The organism is Frankia sp. CeCAU1 (assembly GCF_977971845.1).
Map to the genome: position 1 here is coordinate 11832 of NZ_CDWWXA010000047.1, position 22586 is coordinate 34417.

A 22586-nucleotide genomic window follows, 5' to 3' on the forward strand; every position below is an offset into this window, starting at 1 on the left:
GTACCGTCACCTCGGTTGCCGTGATCATATGATCAATGGTCTGGCCTGCGGATTTTCCGGTGGGCTCACGCCGCTCATCGCGATCGAGGAGAGCCGGCGACCATTGGTGGGGGGCCACTGAGGGATGATCGAGGCACCGTTCCGCGGTGCCCGGAGCAGGGTGGACCGCCGTTGAATGACGTCATGGGCTACGCCCTGCTCAGTCTGGGCACGGGCGCGCTCTACGCCCTCGTGGCCTCGGGTGTGGTGGTCATCGCCCGCGGGGCCGGCGTGCTCAACCTGGCCCAGGGCGCGCTGCTGGCCTGGGCGGCCTATGCCTTCCATGGGCTGCACGCCGGGTGGGGGCTGCCGCTCGGCCTCGCGGCGCCGCTGGCCGTGCTGTCGACGACCGTCATCGGGGTCGTGTTCCACCTGCTGGTGATGCGGCCACTGCGTGAGGCGACCTCGCTGCTGCGGCTGATGGCGACGCTCGGCCTGCTGATCATCTTGCAGTCGTTGCTGACGCTGATGTTCGCCGGTGCCGTGCGTACCTCCCCGACGGTGCTGCCGACCGGCAGGATAACGCTGTTCGACGAGCCCGTCGGCGTGTCCGTGTTCGTCCGGCTGGCCGTGGTCGCCGTGCTGGTCGCGGGGCTCTGGGCGGTGTTCCGGTTCACCACGGTGGGCCTCGCCGCGACGGTGGCGGCGGAGAACCTCCGGGCCGCCGCGACCTTCGGCTGGTCGGCGGACACCGTCGCCGCCGCGGCCTGGGGCGCAGGCAGCGCGCTGGCCGGTCTCGGCGGGGTCCTGCTCGCGCCGCTGCAGAACCCGTTGTCCTCGGCGAACCTGCTCCTGCTCATCGTCCCGGCGCTGGCGGTCGCGCTGGTCGCGCGGTTCCGCTCCTTCCCGATGGTGCTGGCGGGCGGGCTCGCCCTCGGGGTCGTCGAGGTGGAGACCCAGTTCCAGCTGGTCGCCGAGCACCCCTGGTGGCGCGGGGTCGACCGGGCTGTGCCGCTGGCGGTCATCGTCTTCTACCTCGCGATCCGCGGGCAGGGAATACCCGAACGCGGCCACCTCGCCGAACGTCAGCCTGCCCTCGGTAGCGGCCGGGTGCATCCGCGCGCCCTCGCGGTCACCGTGGCGGCCACCCTGGCGGCGATCTGGTGGCTGCTGCCGGTTGACTGGGTCGACGCGATCGACGCGAACGCCCTGTGGGCGCTGGTCATCCTGTCCGTCGTCGTGCTCGTCGGGTTCACCGGGCAGTTGTCCCTGGCGCAGCTCGCCTTTTCCGGCATCGCGGCGTTGATCGCCGGACGGCTCGTCGCGACCCGCGGCTGGCCCTTGGAGGCGGCCATGCTCGTCGGGGTCGCCGGCACGGCCGCGGTCGGACTGTTGTTCGCCCTGCCGGCGCTGCGGACCCGGGGCCTGCAGCTCGCGGTGGTGACCCTGGGCCTGGGCACCGCCGTCGACGCTCTGCTGTTCCAGCGCGGCTACCACTCCCCGGCACCGAGGAGCGCGGACTCCATCGGGTCGCTGTTCGGCGATCTGGCTTCCCCGGAGGGCACGGTCGTCGGCCGTCAGACATTCCTCGGCATCGGGTTGGACAAGGTTGCCAACCCCCGCGGGTTCGCGACCGTCTCCGTCCTCGCCTTCGTCCTCGTCGCGCTGGCCGTCGCCAACCTGCGGCGCGGGCGCGCGGGCCGGCGGCTGATCGCGGTGCGGACCAACGAGCGGGCCGCCGCCGCGCTCGGCATCAGCGTGGTCGGCGCGAAGCTCTACGCCTTCGCGCTGTCGGCGGCCATCGCCGGATTCGGCGGGGTGCTCTATGCGTTCTACGTCTACGGGGAGCGCGGGAACATCGACTATGGCGGTGGCGCCTTCGCGCCGTTCTCGTCGATCATGCTTATCGCCTACGCGGTGCTCGGCGGGGTCGGCTGGGTCAGCGGGGCGTTCGCCGGGGCGACGATGGCCGCCGGGGCGCTCGCGACCCGGCTCGGCGGCTGGGTCGGCGACCTGCTCGCCCGGCTCGGCGTGCTGCTGCGGGTCGTCGTGGCGGCCCTCGCCGGGCTGCTCGGCCTCGCCGCCGGTGCCTCGCTCGTCAGCGCGCCGCGCCCGCGCCGCCGGCTCGGCGCCGCCGCCCGGTACGCCCCCTGGGCCGTTGCCGCCGTCGCAGCCCTGGTCGCAGCGGTCTTCGGCGGCTGGGTGCGGGACTGGCTGGCCGAGCTCGACCGCTACGTGCCGCTGATCGGCGGGATCGTCCTCGTCGTCGTGCTGTCCCGGTCGGGTGGGGGCATGGCGCCGGAGAACGCCCGCACCGCCAGGCTGCTCCACGACCGGGTCCCCGCGGCGGCCGCCCGCCGCCGCTGCGATGCCGCCCGCCTGGCCCGCCTGCTCGGCGCGCCGCCCGCCGTGCCGGCCGCATCCGTCGCCGTGCCCGCCGTGCCCGCCGTGCCCGCCGTCCTGTCGGTCTGGGGTCTGACGGTCCGGTTCGGCGCGGTCACCGCGGTGCGCTCGGTCGACCTGCGGGTGGAACCCGGTCAGATTGTCGGGATGATCGGCCCGAACGGCGCGGGCAAGACGACGGTCATCGACGCGATCACCGGTTACACCCCGTCCTCGGTCACGTCGGTCACGTCGATGACGTTGGGCGGCGTCCGGCTGGACCGTCTGCCGGCGCACCGGCGGGCCCGCGCCGGCATCAGCCGGTCGTTCCAGAACCTGGAGCTGTTCGACGATCTGACGGTCATCGAGAACATCCAGGCGGCCAGCGACCGCCGGGACACCCGCGCCTATCTCACCGACCTGCTGTTCCCCCGGGGACGTCCGCTTGAGCCGGCCGCGGTCGCCGCGGTCGACGCCTTCGGGCTGCGCGACGATCTCCTGCGCACCGTGGCGGAGCTTCCCTACGGTCGTCGTCGGCTGCTGGCCATCGCCCGGGCCGTCGCGGCGCGCCCCGCCGTGCTGCTGCTCGACGAGCCGTGCGCCGGGCTGGACGAATCGGAGAGCGCGGAGGTCGCGGGCCTGCTGCGTCGGCTCGCCGACGACTGGGGGCTGGGCATCCTGCTCAACGAACACGACATGGACGTGGTTATGGGGGTCTGCGACCGGGTGGTCGTGCTGGACGCCGGGGAGCGCATCGCCGAGGGGACGCCGGAGCGGGTGCGCGACGACCCCCGGGTGCGGGTCGCCTGCCTGGGGGAGGCGGCGGTCCCGGCCCGGCCGGCCGTCTCCTGGACCCGGCGGGCCGTCTCCTGGACCCGGCCGGCCGGCCCGTCCGCGGGCGGGACCGGGGATCGCGTCGCCGATAGGACGGACCCGGCCCGGTTCGCGGCCGGCCCCGCGGTGCTGGCGGCGCGGGGCCTGTCCGCCGGCTACGGCAACGGCCCGGTGGTCCGCGACCTCAACCTGGAGGTTCACGCCGGCGAGGTCGTGACCCTGCTCGGCCCGAACGGTGCCGGCAAGACGACGACACTGCTGGCGCTGGCCGGCGCGATCCCGTCGGCGGGAGGCGAGGTCCTGCTCGCCGGGGCCGTGACGACCGCCGCGCTGCACGAACGGTGCCGACGTGGCCTGAGCCTGGTTCCCGAGGAACGCTCGGTCATCATGGACCTCACCGTCCGGGAAAATCTCCGGGTCGGTCGATGCGACCCGGACCTCGCCCTCGCGGTCTTCCCCGAGCTTGCCGAGCACCTCGATCGGCGGGCGGGGCTGCTCTCCGGGGGGCAGCAGCAGATGGTGACCCTCGCGCGCGCCTTGGCGCGCCGGCCCACGGTTCTGCTCGCCGACGAGCTCTCGCTGGGCCTCGCGCCGCGCGTCGTGGACCGTCTGCTGGCGGCGGTGCGCGCCGCCGCGGACGATGGGCTCGCCGTGATCCTCGTCGAGCAGCACGTCCGCAGCGCCCTGTCGATCGCCGATCGGGTGCACGTCCTGCGGCACGGGGCCCTCGCCTGGTCGGGCACTGCCGCCCAGGCCCGTGCCGACCGGGAGATCCTGCTCGGCGCCTATCTGTCACCCGGACGGCCGGCGGACTCCGGCGATGGTGCCCCAGCTGGCGATGGTGCCCCAGCCGGCGATGGCGCCCTCAGCGGCCCGCGTGCCTGACCCGGGTCAGCGCGTGCCTCAGAGTCAGGAGGCGGCCCGGCGCAGGATGTCCAGGCCGGAGTAGGTCTCCGGGCCGAGTGGCACGAAGCTCTTCGACGCGCTGTCCCAGCGGGCTCCCCGCAGCGTGGTGTTGAAGATCCGTTCCGCCCCGGGGATCGGCGTCGTCGCCGTGAGGTTCAGCCGCGGGACGATGCCGCCCAGGTCCAGGTCGGTGGTCCGGTTGAGCTGGTCGAGCAGGGTGCGGGCGGTGAGCGGGCCGGACACCTTGTTGCCCACCTTCTCGGCGATCTGCACGGACAGCCACGCGCCGGTGGTGGTCGTCGTGGTGCGTAGCGCGGGGGCCGCGTCCGCGTCCCCGCCGGCCTGCTCGGCGTCCAGTTCGGAGATCATCCGGGCGACCTCGGGGAACTGGCCGGCCTGGCTCAGCTCGGGGAACGCGGTCGCGACCACGAGGTTGTCCGCGGCCGGACCGAGCGTCGACAGGTACTTCGGCGAGAGGGTTCCGGCCGCGTGGCAGGTCCGGACCCGCTGGCCGGCCTGGGAGATCACCGCGTAGGCGGCCTGGTCGAACACGACGAGCACGGCTCCGTCGGCACCGGACCGGGTGAGCTGGGAGATCGCCGGGGTGAAGTCGCTCGTCGTGATCGGAATACGGATCTTCGGATTGATCGGACGGTTCACCGCCTTCGCGCCGCCCTCGGCCATGATGATGAGCCGGTCGCTGGCGCTGAGGTCGTAGCCGACCAGCCCGAGGCGGGTGGCTCCCGCCTTGGCGAGCAACGACGGGCAGACCGCGGGGTAGAGGGTCAGCGGGCTGATGACGTAGCTGATCGGGGAGCTGAGCTCGGATCCGTCGGCCGAGATCCCGGCCGAACCGATGGACGGGATCCCCGCGTTCTCCAGGATGGGCATGATCCCGCCCGAGCCGCTGACCTCGCCGACGACCGCGAGCACGTGCTGATCCACCGCCTGCTGGGCGCACTTCCTGGCCATGGCGGCGTCGTTCTTCTCGTTGCAGTGCACGAGCTCGACCCGGTGGCCGGCGATCCCACCCCGGGCGTTGACCCCGCGCACGGCGGCCCGGGCGGCGGCCACCATCTCCGGGTAGTTCGTTCCGGACGTGCCCACCGGGGCGATGATCATCAGTTTGACCGTTGATCCGGCCGAGGACGTGCCGGTGGCTTCGCCGTCCGAGTCGCCACCGCACGCGGCGAGCGTTCCCGCCAGCACAGCGCCCAGAACCGCCGCGGCGAGCCACCGGAGCCCGTACCGTCGTCCCACCGTGCCGCCTCCTCGTCGAGCGTGCCTCGTCCGCGTTCCGTGTTCCGGTCCCCTGCCAGGCCCCGCTGTCCCCTGCCAGGCCCCGCCACGGTAGACCTGCCTGCTCAGGACGGATACGCCCGGGTTGGCTGGGACCCGCGGGGGCCTCGGCGTGGGATCGTGCCCCGGCGTCAGGTCACCTCAGAGCACCTCAGGTCACCTCAGAGCACCTGGGACCAGGCGTAGGTGAACCCCATGATCTGGTCGGCGAGGGTGTCCAGGCGGGCCGCGACGGTCCGGTCGAGCACTCGCCCGTGCGGGTCGAAGAGCGGCACCGCAGTGTTCAGGGTGACGCCCAGCGGGGTCGGCCAGCCGCGCAGGGCGTGCACCGTCGAGCGCAGGGCCGTCAGCGCCGTCCCGGCCGCCTGCGTGCCCCGGGCGCCGACGATCAGTGCGACCGCCCGGCCGTCCAGGTATGGCCGGGGCGCGCCGCGCAGGTCCTCCAGATAGTCCAGGGCGTTCTTGACCTGGCCCGATATCCCGCCGTGGTAACCGGGAGTCGCGATCACGAGGCCGTCGGCCCGTTCGACGGCGGCGAGGAGGCGCAGCGCGGCGGCGGGACGTTCCTGGCGTTCCGGCGCGTACATCGGCAGGTCCAGGTCCGCCGCACCGAGCAGCACCGTCTCCGCGCCGGCCTGCCCCATCATCGCCAGCACCGTCGCCAGGGCCTGGTGGGTGGTGGAGTTCGCCCGGCTGCTGCCACCGATGCCGACGATTAACGGGCGGCGGCGACGGGCCCGCACCGGACCGGGACCGTCCGGCGGCATGTCGGGCGAACGGTGCGCCGAGACCCGGCTGGGCAGCCCGGAGACGGGATCCGTACCGACCGTCTGGCTGCCCGTCTGGCTGCGCCCGCTCCTCGGCTCGCCGTTGCTGGCACCCGGTTGGAACATGCCGAATGTGTCTCCCACTACCCCTCCTCGTCCCGGATCCGGCGTCCCGGTCCGGCGTCCCGGTCCGGCGATGGACCGCCACCCGCGTGCCGTCGCGTCTGTCCTATCGCGGATGTCCTAGCCGATGTCCTATCGGACGGGCTGACCACACCGATCGAGGGGGTCGCGGGTCCGGCGCAGCGCGGCCGGCAGCGCGCGAGCGCCCGGCCCCAGCTCGGCGATCCGGTCGTGCGGATTCGAGATGCGGCAGCTTCGCAGCGACAGGCAGCCGCAGCCGATACACAAGTCGAGTTTGTCACGCAGAGCGACCAGGGCCGCGATCTCGTCGTCCAGCCGGCCGCGCCACCGCCGCGAGATCGCGGACCAGTCCGCCTTGGTCGGCGTGCGCGACTCGGGCAGCGTCGACAGGGTCTCCCGCACCTCGTCGAGACTGAGCCCGACCGCGGTGGCGGCGCGGATGAACGCCAGCCGCCGCAGGACATGGCGCTCGTACCGGCGCTGCCCACCCGAGGTCCGGGTGGCGGTGAGCAGGCCCTGCTGTTCGTAGAAGCGCAGCGCCGACGCGGCGAAGCCACTTCGCTGCGAGAGCTCACCCACGGTCATCAGATCGGTAGGAAGCATGCCCGCAGACTATGGTGTTGAAGTTGAACTCAACATGAGGTTCCCGGAACCCGGCGGCGCCGCGACGGGCTGGCCGTCATGCCCGGTCACGTCCCGTCATGCTTCGCCACGCCTCGTTACGTCTCGCCGCCCCTCGCTGCCCCGCGTCGCCCCTCGTCACGCTCCGGCTCCGTGGTAACGGGGATCACCCCCGGCCGTCCCGGCAGCGCGTTTGCCGCGGTCGCCGCCCATGGCAGGCTTCGTCGCGATGGACGACATCACGCATCGGCGGTTCAACCCGCTCACCGGCCGTTGGGTTCTGGTCTCGCCGGGGCGGACGCGGCGACCGTGGCACGGCGGTCAGGAACCACCGCCGGTGCCGGCCGCAGTCGCCCATGATCCTCTATGCGACCTCTGCCCGGGCAACCTCCGGGCCGGCGGTGAACGCAACCCCTCCTACTCCGGTACCTACGTGTTCACCAACGACTTCCCGGCGCTGCGTCCCGACCCGGTCCGGCCCGCCGGCCCGCCTGTCGCCCCGCCCGTCGACTTGCCCGCCGACTTGCCCGCCGACCCGGCTCCGGTGTGGCCGGCGGGTCCCGGATCGGGCCTGCTGCGCAGCGAACCGGCCCGGGGGACGTGCCGGGTCGTGTGCTTCGGCCCTCGTCATGATCGCGGGCTCGTCGACATGACTCCGGCCGAGGTCCGGGCGGTCGTGGACACCTGGGCGGCGCAAGAGGAGGAACTCTCCCGCACCTGGCGCTGGGTGCAGGTCTTCGAGAACCGCGGCACCGCGATGGGCGCGTCGAACCCGCATCCCCACGGTCAGATCTGGGCCTGCGACGCGTTGCCCGACGAGCCGGCCGCCGAGGATGCGCGGCAGCGGGAGCACTTCGCCCGGTCTGGCAGCTCCCTGCTGATGGACTACGCCGAGATCGAGACGGCGGCGGGGGAGCGGGTGATCCTGGCGGAGGAGCACTGGCTCGTCGTCGTGCCGTTCTGGGCGCTGTGGCCGTTCGAGACCCTGCTCCTGCCCCGGCATCCGGTCGACCGCCTCGCCGCGCTCTCCGACGACCAGCGGGACGGGCTGTCCCGCCTGCTCGGCCGCCTCCTCACCGGCTACGACGCCCTGTTCGACCATCCCTTCCCGTTCTCGATGGGCTGGCACGGAGCGCCCGGGCCGCATCCCGCGACCGGACCCCGGCCGGGACCGGGGCTGGAGCCGGGACCAGGGCTGGAGCCGGGACCAGGGCTGGAGCCGGTGCCGGGGCCGGACCTTGATCCCGGCCGGGGACCCGGCGATCCGCCCGCGGCGTTCTGGCAGCTGCACGCCCACTTCTATCCGCCGTTGCTGCGCTCCCCGACCATTCGCAAGCATCAGGTCGGCTACGAAATGCTCGCCGACGTGCAGCGTGACCTCACTCCGGAGGCCGCCGCGGACCGGCTACGCGCCGTCATGGCTCCCGTCGCGGCGGACCGGGCCTGAGCCGAGCCCGCGCGGCCGTGGTCATCCCGCGTGCCGCAGGGCCCACGACTCCCCGACACTGGCGTCATGAGAGCCGCCGAGTATCCGGCCGCCGAGTATCCGGCCACTGAGCATCCGGCCACTGAGCATCCGGCCACTGAGCGTGCGGTGCGCGCGTTCGTCGAGACCTACGGAGAGCGGCCCACCCACCTCGTCCGCGCGCCCGCCCGGGTGAACCTCATCGGCGAGCACACCGACTACAACGACGGTTTCTGCCTTCCGGTGGCCATCGACCGGGAGCTGTGCATCGCCCTGCGCCGTAACGAGGCGCCCGAGCTCCGGCTGGTGTCCGAGCAGGACGTGGTGCCCGCCGTGATCCCGCTGCCGCCGCCGGGCCTCGACACGCCGGTGTCCGCCCGGGCACCCGGATGGGTTCGGTATGTCGAGGGCGTCGCGGTGATGCTGGCCGCCGGATCGGGGAGCTCCCGTGCCGCCGCCGGGTCGAGCTTCCCCGCCGGAGGGGGCTTGGTGCCCTGGCGTGGCACGCTGGCCAGCGACATCCCCGTCGGCGCGGGACTGTCCTCCTCGGCCGCGCTGGAGCTGGCCGTCGCCCTGGCCGGTGCGCATCTCGCCGGGTTGACGCCCGCGCCGACGGAGCTCGCGCTGCTCGCCCAGCGGGCGGAGAACCTCTGGGTGGGGGCGGCGACGGGCCTGCTCGACCAGCTCGCCTGCGCCGCGGGCGTGGCCGGCCACGCGCTGCGGATCGACTGCCGCACGCTGACGACCGAGCCGGTGCCGCTGCCGGGCGGGCTGGCCGTGGTGGTCATCGACACCGGCTCGCGCCGACAGGTGGTGACCAGCGAGTACGCCACCCGACGGGCGGAGTGTGAGCGGGCGGCGCGGGCGCTGGGCGTCGCCGCGTTGCGGGACCTCACGCCCCGGTCGATGGACGAGGCGGTGGCCCGGCTCGACGGGGCGGCTCGGTCGGGCGGGGCGGGCGGCGTGACCGGGCCGGACCCGGCCACGCCGGACCCGGTCGCGGTGGACCCGGTCGCGCTGCGCCGGGCCCGGTTCGTCGTCGCCGAGAACGCCCGGGTCGACGCCGTCGCCGTGGCACTGCGCGCGGGCGACGCCCCAACGGCCGGGCGGCTGTTGCTGGCGGGGCATCGCGGGATCCGGGAGGACTTCGAGGTGTCGGGTCCGGAGCTCGACGCGGCGGTCCAGGCGGCTTCGGCGGCTCCGGGGTGCTTCGGCGCCCGGATGACCGGCGGTGGTTTCGCGGGCTGTGCGGTGGCCCTCGTCGACAGGTCCCGGCTGACCGCCTTCACCGAGGCGTTCGAACCGGCGTACACCGCGCTGTCCGGCCGGCGGGCCGTGCTGCATGTCTGCTCGGCGGTCGCCGGCACGTCCGTCCTGGACCTCGGGTAGCGACCGGGGGCGGAAGTCGGCGGCCCATGGTGGGGGCGAGCTCCGCGGCCAGATCGGCGAGGGGCGCACGGAAGGTCATGGTCAGGGCGGGATGGGAACAGCAGGCCGCACGGCCCAGGCCCGCGTCACAGCTGGTCGCACTCGTGCGGCCCTTCTCATGTCCCGCGGGCCACTCGTCCCGTCCGATCCTCAAGTCCCACCCGATCCTCAGGCCGTTGACAGCGTCCACGTCTGCCGCATCCCGGATTTTGTCGAGTCGGAGTGGCTCGGCGTCGCGATGGGCAGCCGGAGCTCGATACTCTAGGCCGTCGATCATGGCTCTGGCCTGGGCTGTTGCACTACCGCAGGACCGCTGCAAAAGTAGCCCCTGGACCATCGTAGATCATGGCGTTGACCTGCAGCTTTACCAGCGGGTCGCTGATCATCCCTGGAGGGATCGCAACGCCCGCGGGGTGTACCAGCCCGGAAGGGGGCGGTGGTCGCTGATCATCCCTGGAGGGATCGTGGGGGGCACGGCGGGCCGGTGATGGTGGGATCATGACGGTGAGCCTCAGGGACGGGAGAAGACTGTGATGTCCGAGGAAACCGCCGATCCGTCAGGTGAGCCCGCGGCCGAGCGTGAACCGGGGGCGCGGTCGCCAGCCGGTCGGGAACCGTCCGGGCAGCCGGCGCCCGATGCCGAGCCGGGGCCGGACGCCGACGCGGGGGCGGATGAGGCTGGGGCGACGTTTGCGGGCAGGTTCGACCTCCGTCCGGTCGACTGGGACGGCTCGTTCTCCCGAGTGTGGAACGCGCGGCATGGCCAGGAGTTGACGAATGAGCTTGCCGCCGAACAGGAGCGGCGGGAGAACCGGAAGTGGTTCGAGCGGTATAGACAGGAGCTGCTGGACCAGATGGATGCGGAGTCTGCCCGGGAAGAGGCGCGGCGCCGGGAGGAGGACCGCGAGCGGGCGGCGGAGGGCGGGCGGCCGGCGCGGGGGGCGGCGGACGAGGCGCTGCTCCGCAAGCTGGAGCTGCTCGATCGATTTCCGCCCGTCGACCCCGGTGACCCCGGTGACCCCGACGAGCCGGCCGGGCCGGCCGACCAGCGGTGACCCGGCGTGCCGGCGTCAGTCAGGGGTCGCGGTGGCGGAACCTCGGCTCCACCGGGATCGACCGTTCGAGGGGCGGCTGATCGTGGCGGACCTCGCCGACAGTGTCGGCGAGGGTGCGGCGGGCCCGGGTGCTGTCCGGATGGAACGGGCCGTGCTCGCGCAGCGCGTCGGTGAGCGCGGCGCGGTAGAGGGGGACGGCGTCGGCGGGCCGGCCGGCCTGGCGGTAGGTGTCGGCGAGGGCGCCCCGGGTGGCGCGGGTGTCGGGGTGGCCGGGGCCGAGGAGCCGCTCGCGGACGGCGAGGACACGTTCGTCCAGGTCGACGGCCTGCGGAAGCCGGCCGGTGGTCCGGTAGACCTCGGCGAGCCCGTCGGCGGTGCGCAGGGTGCGCGCGTCGCCGACGCCGTGCGCCCGGCTCCGGTCGGCGAGCAGCCGTTCGAGCAGCGGCACGGCCGCCTCAAGCTGGCCGGTGCGCCGGTAGGTCGTCGCGAGGGCGTTCCGGGCGTCGACGGTGTGGGGGTGCGCGCGGCCGAGGACGTGCTCGTGGCGGTCGAGGGCGCGTTCGAGGTGGGGGACGGCGTCGCCGGGCCGGCCCAGCCTGAGGTGGGCGGTGGCGAGGCTCTCGCGGGTCTCGGTGGTGTCGGGGTGGTCGGGGCCGAGGGCGCGTTCCCGGCCGGTCAGCGCGCGGCCGAACTCGCGTGCGGCGTCATCGAGCCGTCCGGCGTACAGGTGGGCGCGGGCGAGTCCGTCGACCGTTTCGAGGGTGTCGGGGTGGTCGGGGCCGAGGGCGCGCTCGCGGCCGGTCAGCGCGCGGCCGAACTCGCGCGTGGCGTCATCGAGCCGTCCGGCCTGATGATGGGTGACGGCGAGTTGGTGGCGGGTGCCGAGGGTGGCGGGATGCTCGGGGCCGAGGATGCGTTCCCGGGCGGCGAGGGTCTGCTCGAACAGCGGCACGGCGTCGCCCACCGCGCCGATCCGGCGGTAGGCGACGGCGAGTTGGTGGCGGGTGCCGAGGGTGGCGGGATGCTCCGGGCCGAGGATCCGCCGCCGGTCGGCGAGGGTGTCCCGCAGCAGCCGGGCCGCCTCGTCGCCGCGGCCGGCGGCGTCGTAGGCGCGGCCGAGGCTGTGCCGGCCTTCCAGGGTGTCGGGGTGCTCGGGGCCGAGGATGCGTTCCCGGGCGGCGAGGGTGCGCTGGAACATCTCGACCGCGCGGTCGGTCTGGCCGACCTTCTGGAATAGCTGGGCTAGGGTGTCCCGACTGACCAGGGTGTCGGGGTGTTCGGGGCCGAGGATGCGTTCGCGGTCGGCGACGGTGCGCTCGGCCAGGCGGCCGGCGGCGTCGATCCGTCCGGCGCCGAGGGCGACCCGCGCGAGGGTCTCCCGGCAGGCCAGGGTGTCGACGTGCGCCGGGCCGTCGAGCCGCTCGCGGGCGGCCAGGGCGCGGGCCGCGAGGGGGAGGGCCTGGTCGGCTCGGCCCTGCTCGAGCAGGTAGGCCGCCGAGCGTTCCGCCAGCCAGGCGGCCTCCGGACCGTCGGCCTCCGGACGCTCGGCGGTGGCGTCGAGCACGGCGAGCGTATGCGGGAGCAGCTCCCGCCAGGCGGGCCAGGCTTCCGGGTTGGCCGTGACGGCGTCGGGCAGCGACGCGCGCAGCATCCGGGCCATGGTCGCGACGATCTCGTCGGCCTGGTCGGGGCCGGTGTGGGTGTGCACGGCGGCCCGCACCAGCCGGTGCATCGTCACGGTGTCCGCGTCGCGGTGGGCCAGGCCGTACCGCTCCAGGGCGCCGACGGTGTCGGCGAGGGCGAGCGGGTCGCCGGCCGCCGCCCGCAGCCCGGCATCGGGGATCACGTCCGGCTCGGCGGTGAACAGCCGGATCGGGATCGGTTCGTTGTCGCCGTGCGCGACGATCCGCAGCAGGTGGCCGGCGGCCGGTGCCTCGGCGTCGAGCCGGCGGATCGGCTCGTCCCAGAGGGTGGCGGCGGTGGCCCCGGGCCGCCCGCTCACCTCCCCCTGCGCCAGGAGGACCTCCGGCCGGTCGATTAACACCTGAAGGTAGGTCTCGGCGGGGGTGCGGCCGGTACTGATGCGGTGGGCGGCCTGGTCGAGGGCGAGCGGGTGGTCCCCGAGCCGCTCGGCGATCCGGTCGGCGACCGTCCGTTCGACGGCGGGCAGCCGGCCGGCGAGCAGGGTGACGGACTCGGCCCGGTCCATCGGCCCGACCGGCACGACCGGGCCGAGATGGTCCCAGCCGGGGTTGCGGGAGGTCAGTAGCAGCCGGCCGGGTTCGGTGGGCCGCAGCCAGTCCGGCAGCGTGTCGGCGTCGGCCGCGTCGTCGAGCACGATCAGCCAGCGGCCGTCGGCCCGGCCGAGGTTCGCGATCACGGCGGCCGGTTCCGCGTGGCCGGGCAGGCCCACCGCCGGGGCGAGCTCGCGCACCCGCTCGCCGATCAGCTCGGGGCGTTCCGCCGGCACCCACCACACGGCGTCGAGATCCGCCCGGTGCTGGCGGGCGTACTCGGTGACCAGGCTGGTCTTCCCGATCCCCGCGATTCCCGTCACGGTGACCAGCGGCGAGCGGGACAGCGCCTCGTCGAGCCGGGCGAGCGCGGCCGTCCGGCCGACGAACCGGGCCGGCTGGTCCGGCACGTTCCACACCGCCGGCAGCTCCGGCGGGAAGATCCCCCGCCGGCCGGGGAAGCCCGGCGGCTGTTCCGGCTGTGGCCGGTCGCCGCGCAGGGCCGCGAGCAGGCTGGCCCGGACGGCGATCTCGCTGCGGTCGAACAGGTCGACCGGGACGAGTTGGCCCAGCAGACCGGGCAGCGGCCGGTCCGCCACCCTGGTCACCAGCAGCCGGCGTTCGCCTCCGGTCGGGTCGGCCGACCACGCCGCCGCCCATTCGGCGACCGCGGGCGAGGAGCGCAGGTAGCCGTCGGAGACCACCGCGATCGTGTGCCGGGCCTGGCTCACCGCCCGGTCCAGCCACCCCACCCGATGCGTCCCCGCCGGCGCCCAGGACTCAAGCAGGACCTGGTAGCCGGCATCCTCCAACGTCCCGGCGATCCATTCGGCCCAGGCCCGCCCGTCGTCCGCGTACGACACGAAACAGTCGGGAGCGCCGTGCCCATCGCCCCCGCCGGTCACCGTCCCAGCATGGCATAGTCACCGAAACGGATTAACCGAGGATGGCGTCGATCGCCCGGTAGACGCGTTCCTCGGAAACCGGGTACGGGGTGCGCAGGCTCTGCGCGAACAGGCTCACCCGCAGCTCCTCGATCATCCAGCGGAGGCGCCGGATCTCGGGCGCCGGCTCCCGGCCGGCGGGGACGGTGGCGAGCAGCTCCCGATAGGCGTCCTGGACGCGCCCGACGGTCGCGGTGTTGAGCCTGTCCCGCCCGGGATCGCGGGGCAGCCGCTCCAGTCGCCGTTCCAGCGCGGTCAGGTAGCGGACGAGGTCCGCCAGCCGGTCGGCCCCGGTGTCGGTGACGAATCCCCGGTAGATCAACGAGGTGAGCTGGTCGCGCGCGTCGGCCACCGACGCCGCCACCGCCGGGGCACGCAGCTCGCGCAGCGCCAGATCGACCGCGTGGGCGAGGCCGAGCACCTGCTGAACCTCGCGGACCACCTCGAAGGCGGCCTCGGGCAGTCCCGCGCGTACCGCGGCGAGCAGCGCGGTGAAGCCCGCTTCGTCCCAGGCGGGCCCGCCGGCCGCGGCGATCAACCGGTCGGCGGCGGCCCGCACGCAGTCGTCCAGCAGGTCGGCGGCGTCGCGGTGCGGGTTGTGGCTCAGGGCCAGCTTCGCGGCGTTCGACAGCCGGGCGTTGAGGCCGCGCACCGGGGCGGGGACGCCCAGCAGCACCAGGCGCCGGGTGCCGGCCCACATCAGCTGGCGCTGTTCGGCCTCGGTGTCGGCGGCCCGCACCGCGACCGAACCGCCCTCGTCGACCAGCGCCGGGAACGCCTTCACCACGTGGCCGCCCGCCACGTTGCCGCCACGGCGCAGCTCGACGACCTTCGGCAGGGTGCCGAGGTCCCCCCACGCCCGCAGGCCGGCCCGCTCGAGGCCGTCCGCCGCGGCGGCGACGGCCTCCCGGGTCCTCGGGCGCAGCCGCTCCTTGATGGCGTCGAGGTCCTTGCCCTCGGCCAGCACCCGCCCGCCGGCGTCCTCCACCCGGAAGGTGAACCGCAGGTGATCCGGCACACCCGCCAGCGACCAGGAATCGCGCGGGATCTCCGGCCCGCCCATCCGGCGCAGCTCGTGTTCCACCGCGGTGAGCAGGGGCGCCTGGCGTGGCGTGATGTTCGCCAGGACCGCCTTGGCGTAGTTCGGCGCCGGGACGAAGCTGCGCCGCACCGCCTTCGGCAGCGCCCGGATGAGGGCGGTGACGAGCTCCTCGCGCAGCCCCGGCACCTGCCATTCAAAGCCCTCGGCGCCGACCTGGTTCAGCACGGCCAGCGGGATGTGCACGGTGACCCCGTCGGCCGCCGAGCCCGGTTCGAACTGGTAGCTCAGCGGCAGCGCGAGGTCGCCCGCCTGCCAGACGTCGGGGTAGTCGGCCTCGGTGATTCCCGTGGCGTCCGCGGTGACGAGCATCGAGCGCGGGAAGTCGAGCAGGTCCGGGGTCGTCCGGCGCGCCTTGCGCCACCAGGCGTCGAAGTGCCGGGCGGACACGATGTCCGCGGGGATGCGCTCGTCGTAGAAATGGAACAGCGTCTCGTCGTCGACGACGATGTCGCGCCGCCGGGCCCGGTGCTCCAGCTCCTCGACGTCGGCGAGCAGCTCCCGGTTGGCGTGGAAGAAAGTGTGGCGGGTCTGCCAGTCACCCTCGACCAGCGCGTGCCGGAGAAACAGCTCCCGGCACAGGACCGGGTCGATCCGGCTGTACTGGACCGGCCGGGAGGCGACGATCGTCACCCCGTACAGGGTCACCTTCTCGTCGGCGAGCACCGCGCCCTGCCGGCGCGACCAGCGCGGTTCGCTGTACGTGCGATGCACCAGGTGGGCGGCGAGCGGCTCGATCCAGTCCGGGTCGATCCGCGCGGCGGTGCGGCCCCACAGCCGGGAGGTCTCCACCAGCTCGGCGGCCATCACCCAGGCGGGTGGTCCGGACGGCCGCTTCGGCGCGTCCTCGCCCGCCGGGTCCCCCGGGTCCGCCAGCGCGGCTGCCGGGTTCGCCGACGTGGCTGTCGGCCCGGTGCGCTCGGCACGGTTCGACCGCCGGGCCAGGACGGAGCCCGGCCAGAGCGCGAAGCGGCCGCCGCGGGCGCCGGCGTACTCCCGGCGCTCCGGGTCGTAACGACCGATGTGCGACAGCAGCCCGGTCAGCAGGGCCCGGTGCACGGTTCGTGGATCGGTTCGTGGATCGGCCGCGCCGGAGCTGTCGTCCCGGGGGGTGAGCCCCAGGCCGCGGACCACCGCGGCGAGCTGGCCGTGCACGTCCTGCCATTCCCGGATGCGCAGGTAGTTGAGGAACTCCGTGCGGCACATCCGCCGGAACTGGTTGGCCGACAGCTCGCCGCGGGCGTCGCGCAGGTAGTTCCACAGGTTCAGGTAGGCCAGGAAGTCCGAGGTCGGGTCCGCGAACCGGGCGTGGCGGGCGTCGGCCGCCTGCTGGTGCTCGACCGGGCGCTCCCGGGGATCCTGGATCGCGAGCGCGGCGGCGATGACGAGCACCTCGCGCAGGCAGCCCTGCTCGTCGGCGGCGAGCACCATGCGGGCCAGCCGGGGATCCACCGGGATCTGCGCCAGCCGCCGGCCGAGGGGAGTGATCCGGTGACGGGGATCGGACGCGGTGGCGTCGAACGCCCCCAACTCGGCGAGGAGCAGTTCGCCGTCGCTGATCTGGCGGGGGTCGGGTGGATCGAGGAACCCGAACGTGGCCATCTCGCCGAGGCCAAGGTCGGCCATCCGCAGGATGACCGAGGCCAGGTTCGTCCGCAGGATCTCCGGATCGGTGAACTCCGGCCGGCCGGCGAAGTCCTCCTCGCTGTAGAGGCGGATGCAGATGCCGTCGGCGGTCCGCCCGCAGCGCCCCTTGCGCTGGTTGGCGGAGGCCTGCGAGATCGGTTCGATGGGCAGCCGCTGCACCTTGGTGCGGTGGCTGTAGCGGGAGATCCGGGCGGTGCCCGGGTCGATCACATAATGGATTCCCGGCACGGTCAGCGAGGTCTCGGCGACGTTGGTGGCCAGGACCACCCGCCGTCCGGTGTGCGGCTGGAACACCCGGTGCTGCTCGCCGGCGGACAGGCGGGCGTAGAGCGGCACGATCTCGGTGTTCGGCCGCTGCTCGCGGGTGAGTGCCTCGGCGGTGTCGCGGATCTCCCGTTCGCCGCTGAGGAACACCAGGATGTCGCCCGGGCCCTCCGCGCACAGTTCGTCGACCGCCTCGCTGATGGCCTGGGCCTGGTCGCGCTCGGCCTCGCCGTTCTCCCTGCCGGTCCTCCGCGCGTCGGCCGGTCCGCCGGCTGGGCCGCCGGCCGCCGGGACGAGCGGGCGGTAGCGGACCTCGACCGGATAGGTGCGCCCGGACACCTCGATGACCGGGGCACCCGCGAAGTGGGCGGAGAACCGGGCCGTCTCGATCGTCGCGGAGGTGATGACAATCTTGAGATCCGGCCGGCGGGGGAGCAGCGACCGCAGGTAGCCGAGGATAAAGTCGATGTTGAGGCTGCGCTCGTGCGCCTCGTCGATGATGAGCGTGTCGTAGCGGCGCAGCTGGCGATCGGAGGAGATCTCGGCCAGCAGGATGCCGTCCGTCATGAGCTTGACCAGCGTGTTCTCGTGCACCTGGTCGGTGAACCGGGTCTGGTAGCCGACGATGCCGCCCATCTGGGGAGCCGGGGTGCGCAGTTCCTCCGCGATGCGGTCGGCGACGGTACGCGCGGCGATTCGGCGCGGCTGGGTGTGCCCGATCATCGCCCGGACCCCGCGGCCGAGCTCCAGGCAGATCTTCGGTAGCTGAGTGGTCTTGCCGGACCCGGTCTCCCCGGCGACGACGACCACCTGATGATCCCGGATCGCGGCGAGAATCTCGTCCTTGCGCTGGGTGACCGGAAGGATGTCGGGGTAGTCGAGCGTCGGAACGCTGGCCCGGCGCCGCTCCACCCGTAGCGAAGCCCGCTCCACCTCGGCGGCGATGGCCTGTAGGGCCCGCTGGCGCGCGGCGGGCTCGCGGGTGCGCCGGCTCTCGGCGAGCCGTCGGCCCAGCCGATGGGCGTCGCGAGGAGACAACCCGGTCAGCCGCGCGGACAGCTCTGCCGGTGGCACCGGGTCTGCCGGCGGTGACGGCTGCTGCGGCGGCGTGGCGGGAGGATTCAAGAGCTGCCTTTCCACACGTCGTCAAGCCTAGGGCACAGCTGTCCCGGCAGCGTTGCGTTCCTCCGGCCCGTCGGGCGGTGGCGACGACTCTTCGCCCGGCGAATTTTGGGGACCTGAGCACGGTCTGCGGTCCCTGGACCGTGTCTTGCTCCCCTGACCTGGAGGTTGGGCCATCCCGTTACCTCTTCGACGGATGAGAGGCGAGTCGGTCCCTTGCCGACCAAGGCGAGGCGAGGCGCGGCGAGGCGCGGCCGGTAGCCCGCCAACAGCCCGCCCGGTCGGCGGGGGCCGCCGCTCGACGCCGTTGCGGCCTCTGTGCCGTTGCGGCCTTTATGCCGTTGCGGCCTTGTCGTCGACAGGAACCTCGATGTTGAGGGGGCTGAGCCATCATGATGATGAGGTGCGAAGTCGGCCCCCACCCTGGTCCGGGCGACCTTCTCGGGCCGGGCAGGGCGTGACCGCCGACGGGCGGGAGGCGGCCTCGTCCGGGGTGCGCGAGGCGGTCCCGTCCGTGGCGCCGGTCACGGTGCCCACGGTCGCCTCCGCCTCCGCGGGCACGGTGACCGCCTTCGGGGAGGGCGCGCTCGAGCTGGGCCGAGCCTCCGTCGAGCTGGGCCGGGCTTACCAGGCGCTGGAACAGGTCATGGGGCGCGTCCTCGTCACCCTGTGGGCGGTCGCGGTTCTGCTGACGGTGTGCTATGTCGCGGTCTGGCGCTGGTACGACCAGCGGCCGGCGGCGATGGCCGTCGCGGGGCTGACGGTCATCGGCGGTCTCGTCTTCTGCGTCGTCGGCCTGCGACGCGGGATCCGTCGATCGATGGCCACCGTTACGGTCGCGATGTCGGCGGTCCTCGCCCTGACGGCCTCGTCCTGGTTGCCACCCGCTTCGGTGGGGGACAGCGGGAACTTCGTCTTCCTGACCGCCATCAACGCCGGGATCGTGACGGCCTGGACATTTCCGACAGCCGTCGCGTCGGTCCTGCTCCTGACGCTGTGCGGCGCCACTCTCGTAGGCGGCTGGGGCCACAATCCCCAGGTCTTCTCTCAGACCGCCATGCTGCTGATCATTCCCGGTCTACTCGGGCTGGCGATCGGTCGACTGCGCCGGATCGCCCGCACGGCCGACCAGCGCTGGGCGAACGTCGCGGCCCGGCACCGCAGCGAGGCGGTGGTCCTCGCCGTCGCCCGCGACCGCCGGGAACGGGAGCGAGTCATCCACGACACGGTGCTGAACACCCTGACCGGCATCGCCTGGGGCGGGGGACGGGACGTGGAACTCACCCGGCGTCGATGTGCGCAGAGCCTCACCGCCGTGCGCGGCCTGCTCGACCGGGACGACGAGGTCGGTCCGCCGATCGGCGAGCGGCTGGCCCAGGTCGTCCGCGACGCCGCTCGACGGGGGCTGCAGGTCAGCCTCGACGACCAGCGTCTCCCAGCCATCGCGGGGGAACCTCCCGGTGAGCCCCCGGCCGTGGTCGTGGAGGCCTTCGTCGGAGCGGTCGGCGAGGCGCTGGTCAACGTGGAACGGCACTCCGGCACCCGGCGTGCCTCGCTGCTCCTTGGCGGTGGCCCGGGCCTGCTCATCGTGACGGTGTCCGACGCCGGGTGCGGCTTCGACCCGCGGCGGGTCGACCCCGCCCGGCTCGGGCTGCGCGAGTCCATCGTCGGACGGCTGGTGGACGTCGCCGGGACCGCCCGCATCGACGCGCGCCTGGGGCAGGGCACCGTTGTTGAACTGCAGTGGCGCGCTCCGGACGCGACGACGGGGCACGCGACGCGACCACATCCGAGCGATGATCACGGCGATCGGGATGATCACGGAGCCGGAAGGGCCGGCGGGCGGGTCGGCGATCGTCGGGACGTCGCCGCGATCGCCGCCGAGCTACGCGACGCCTATGCCGCCGGGCTGCGCCGGGCACTCGGGCAGATCGCCGGGCTGTGGCTGATCATCATGCTCGTGCCGTTGGTCGGCACGGGTGGATGGGTGCGGACGATGGCCGGAGCGGGAGCGCTGTGGCTGCTGGTGGCCGTGCTCACCGTCGCCTTCGTCCGGCGCGGACGGAGTCGGCCGATCAGCGGTCCCGAGGCGGCCGTGCTGCTGTTCCTGGCCGTCGCCGTCGCCGTCGCCGGCATAGTGAACACCGTCGGCGCGGACATCGTCCGGATTGCGGACTGGCCGTTGCTCGTGCTTCCCCTGCTCCTAGCGTTCATCACCGCCTCCCGGCCGCTCTGGGAATGGGTGGGTGCGCTGCTGGTCGCGATTGCCATGATGATCGTTGCGGTGTTCCTGCGCGGTAGCACCGAATCGCTGGTGCTGGCGCGGCTGGGGGTACTGATCTACGGTGCGTGCGGGGTGCAGATCGTGACCGCGATGCTGGGTCCCCTGCTGCGCGGCACCGCGGAGACGACCGCCCGCGCCTTGGCCGCCGAGGCTGAGGTCGCCGCCCAGGTGGATGCGTCCACCATGATCAGGTGGGAGCGGGCGCAGTGGTTGCGCACCGTGGGGTGGGAGGTGCTGCCGTTACTCGACGGGGTTGCGGGCGGTTGGTTGGACCCGCGGGAAGCCGCCGTTCGGAGCAGGTGCGCGATGCGGGCGGCCGCTGTCCGTCGCATGATCACCGGGGGTGGTCCGTCGTCGGCGCTGGCGGACCTCGACGCGGTCGTCGCCGACGCCGAGGCTGCGGGAGTGACCGTCCAGATCCAGCTGTCCGGCGATCTGCGGCTCGCGCCAGCTCCTGTGCGGGCCGTGGTGGCCGATCAGGTGCGGGAGGTGCTCGCCGCCGTCCCCGGCGGCCGGGCGATTGTGACGGTCCTGTGGACGCCGGCCGGCGGCAGTGTTTTCGTCTCGCTGCCCTGGCCGCAGGGCCTGCCGCCCCCGCAGCTCGGCCGCGGGGGAGAGGATGCGGGCGGGATCGAGGTCGCGGTGGAGCTGGACGATCGGTGTCTCAGCCTGGAGCTGACCTGGCCGGCGGCGAGCGCGGTCACGGACCCGACCGGGCGGGTCGAGTCGATCGGTGGGCTGGCGGAGTAGTAGGCCGGCGGAACGGCGGGATGGCGGAGCAGTTAGGACGGCAGGCCAGCAGAACGGCGGGCCGGTGGGCTGGCCGAGCAGTTAGGACGCCGGGCCGGCGGGGCAGCCGGTCGGCGGGCTGGGAGCGAACCGCGTTCAGAGCTCGGTGATGATGCGCCGTAGCAGCTCGGGAGTGTCATCCGGAGGCGTGCTGTCGACACTGAGCCGGTTATACACCTCCATGTACCGGTCGACGTCCTCGCGCTTGTCGAGGTAGGCGGAACCGGTGAGCTGCTCCAGGTAGACCACGTCCGGCAGGTCCATTTCGGGGAAGCGGAGGATCGTGAAGGCCCCACCCTCCGCCGCGTGGCCGCCAAAGGCGAACGGCATCACCTGCAGGGTGAGGTTCGGCAGCTCGGACACGGCGATGAGGTGCTCGAGCTGGGCCCGCATCACCTTCGGCCCGCCGATCGGCCGACGCAGCGCCGCCTCGTCGATGACTATCCAGAGCCGTGGCGGGTCCTTACGGTACAGCAGCTTCTGCCGGTTGAGCCGCACGCTGGCCCGGCGCTCGATGACGTCGACTGGTAGGCCACCACTACCTTGCATGATGATCGCTCGGGCGTAGTCCTCGGTCTGCAACAGGCCCGGAACGAACTGGAGTTCGTAGGTCCGGATGAGCTGGGCCGCCTCCTCCAGACCGATGTACGGCTGGAACCAGGACGGGAGAACGTCGTTGAAGTTCTGCCACCAGCCAGCGGCGTTCGCCTCCCGGACAAGGGCCAGCAATGGGGCGCGCTCTGCATCGTCCGTGACCTGATAGAAGGTCAGCAGGTCGGCGACGTCGCGTTCTTTGAAGCTGACGCGGCCAAGCTCCATCCGGCTGATCTTCGACTCTGATGCGCGGATGTGGTAGCCGGCGGTCTCCCGGCTGATGCCCTTCTCCTCGCGAAGTCGACGGAGCTGAGAGCCGAGCAGGATCCGACGTACGGTCGGTCCACTTCCCGGCTGAGCTGTCGTCACGGTCGGCCCCCTCGCCATGGTCAACGCAAGAGTAAGATACTCGATCTTCTGGTTCCGGATGGGTGGGCTGGTTCTCTCGTCTGGGTGACACGCGCGTGTTTAGCGTGGTGAGGATTATTTGTATACACGCTTACAGGGAGTGCCGACGGCGGGTCTCCGTTTAACGGGGGCAGGGGTGCCCCCGGCTGCCGGGTGTGGGCGCAATGGTGCGGACGATGACATGTCCGGAAATTCCACTCTCACGGTGCCAGATTCCAGGGGCGTGAGGACTTCGGGCCCCCGGACGGCGATCGTGTGCTTCCTGCTGTTACCCTCCACGGCTGCACCCCTCTTCGCTCCTCCCCCCACTCTCCCCATCGG

11 protein-coding genes are annotated in these 22586 nt (G+C 73.3%); 5 read left to right on the forward strand and 6 right to left on the reverse strand.

Annotated features, from left to right (window positions below; translation table 11 throughout):
• Positions 1-171: 171 nt before the first annotated feature.
• On the forward strand, positions 172-4080 hold the full coding sequence (locus AC08OO_RS10850; RefSeq protein ID WP_476609448.1) for an ATP-binding cassette domain-containing protein: 3909 nt from the start codon (positions 172-174) through the stop codon (positions 4078-4080).
• A 24-nt stretch (positions 4081-4104) separates the two neighbouring features.
• Here AC08OO_RS10850 and AC08OO_RS10855 read toward each other — a convergent pair whose 3' ends face one another.
• From AC08OO_RS10855 to soxR, 3 genes are all read right to left on the reverse strand, one after another.
• On the reverse strand, positions 4105-5361 hold the full coding sequence (locus AC08OO_RS10855; RefSeq protein WP_476609449.1) for an ABC transporter substrate-binding protein: 1257 nt from the start codon (positions 5359-5361) through the stop codon (positions 4105-4107).
• 200 nt (positions 5362-5561) lie between these two features.
• A complete protein-coding gene (locus tag AC08OO_RS10860) occupies positions 5562-6311 on the reverse strand; it encodes an NADPH-dependent FMN reductase (RefSeq protein ID WP_476607392.1) in 750 nt (249 codons plus the stop codon).
• A gap of 111 nt (positions 6312-6422) precedes the next feature.
• Complete coding sequence (soxR, locus tag AC08OO_RS10865) at positions 6423-6914, reverse strand: redox-sensitive transcriptional activator SoxR (RefSeq protein ID WP_476609450.1); 492 nt, start codon at positions 6912-6914, stop codon at positions 6423-6425.
• A gap of 229 nt (positions 6915-7143) precedes the next feature.
• Between soxR and AC08OO_RS10870 the strand changes: the two genes are divergently transcribed.
• From AC08OO_RS10870 to AC08OO_RS10880, 3 genes are all read left to right on the forward strand, one after another.
• Entirely contained in the window at positions 7144-8379 is a 1236-nt protein-coding gene (locus tag AC08OO_RS10870; protein WP_476618472.1) for a UDP-glucose--hexose-1-phosphate uridylyltransferase, read from the forward strand.
• A 66-nt stretch (positions 8380-8445) separates the two neighbouring features.
• Positions 8446-9786, forward strand: coding sequence for a galactokinase (gene galK / locus AC08OO_RS10875; RefSeq protein ID WP_476609452.1), 1341 nt, complete (start codon positions 8446-8448; stop codon positions 9784-9786).
• A 572-nt stretch (positions 9787-10358) separates the two neighbouring features.
• Positions 10359-10880 carry a hypothetical protein gene (locus AC08OO_RS10880; RefSeq protein WP_476618473.1) on the forward strand — a complete coding sequence of 174 codons (522 nt, stop codon included), beginning with the start codon at positions 10359-10361 and terminating at the stop codon, positions 10878-10880.
• 19 nt (positions 10881-10899) lie between these two features.
• Here the strand turns inward: AC08OO_RS10880 and fxsT are convergent, their stop codons facing one another.
• Both fxsT and hrpA read right to left on the reverse strand, forming a co-directional pair.
• Positions 10900-14019: an FxSxx-COOH system tetratricopeptide repeat protein gene (fxsT, locus tag AC08OO_RS10885; protein ID WP_476611142.1), complete on the reverse strand. Its 3120-nt coding sequence runs from the start codon at positions 14017-14019 to the stop codon at positions 10900-10902.
• 31 nt (positions 14020-14050) lie between these two features.
• Positions 14051-18142, reverse strand: a complete 4092-nt coding sequence (gene hrpA, locus AC08OO_RS10890) for an ATP-dependent RNA helicase HrpA (RefSeq protein WP_476611143.1) — start codon at positions 18140-18142, stop codon at positions 14051-14053.
• Positions 18143-18647: 505 nt separating this feature from the next.
• Here hrpA and AC08OO_RS10895 point away from each other — a divergent pair.
• The gene (locus AC08OO_RS10895; protein ID WP_476611141.1) at positions 18648-21224 is read left to right on the forward strand and encodes an ATP-binding protein; all 2577 of its coding nucleotides are present in this window, start codon (positions 18648-18650) and stop codon (positions 21222-21224) included.
• A 135-nt stretch (positions 21225-21359) separates the two neighbouring features.
• Here AC08OO_RS10895 and AC08OO_RS10900 read toward each other — a convergent pair whose 3' ends face one another.
• Positions 21360-22226: a helix-turn-helix domain-containing protein gene (locus AC08OO_RS10900; RefSeq protein WP_476611140.1), complete on the reverse strand. Its 867-nt coding sequence runs from the start codon at positions 22224-22226 to the stop codon at positions 21360-21362.
• Positions 22227-22586 lie beyond the last annotated feature (360 nt).

What these genes read in the sequence shown, in the direction of transcription:
- soxR (WP_476609450.1), bottom strand. Translation starts at nt 6,914, where the DNA reads ATGCTTCCTACCGATCTGATGACCGTGGGTGAGCTCTCGCAGCGAAGT.
- AC08OO_RS10870 (WP_476618472.1), top strand. Translation starts at nt 7,144, where the DNA reads ATGGCAGGCTTCGTCGCGATGGACGACATCACGCATCGGCGGTTCAAC.
- galK (WP_476609452.1), top strand. Translation starts at nt 8,446, where the DNA reads ATGAGAGCCGCCGAGTATCCGGCCGCCGAGTATCCGGCCACTGAGCAT.
- AC08OO_RS10880 (WP_476618473.1), top strand. Translation starts at nt 10,359, where the DNA reads ATGTCCGAGGAAACCGCCGATCCGTCAGGTGAGCCCGCGGCCGAGCGT.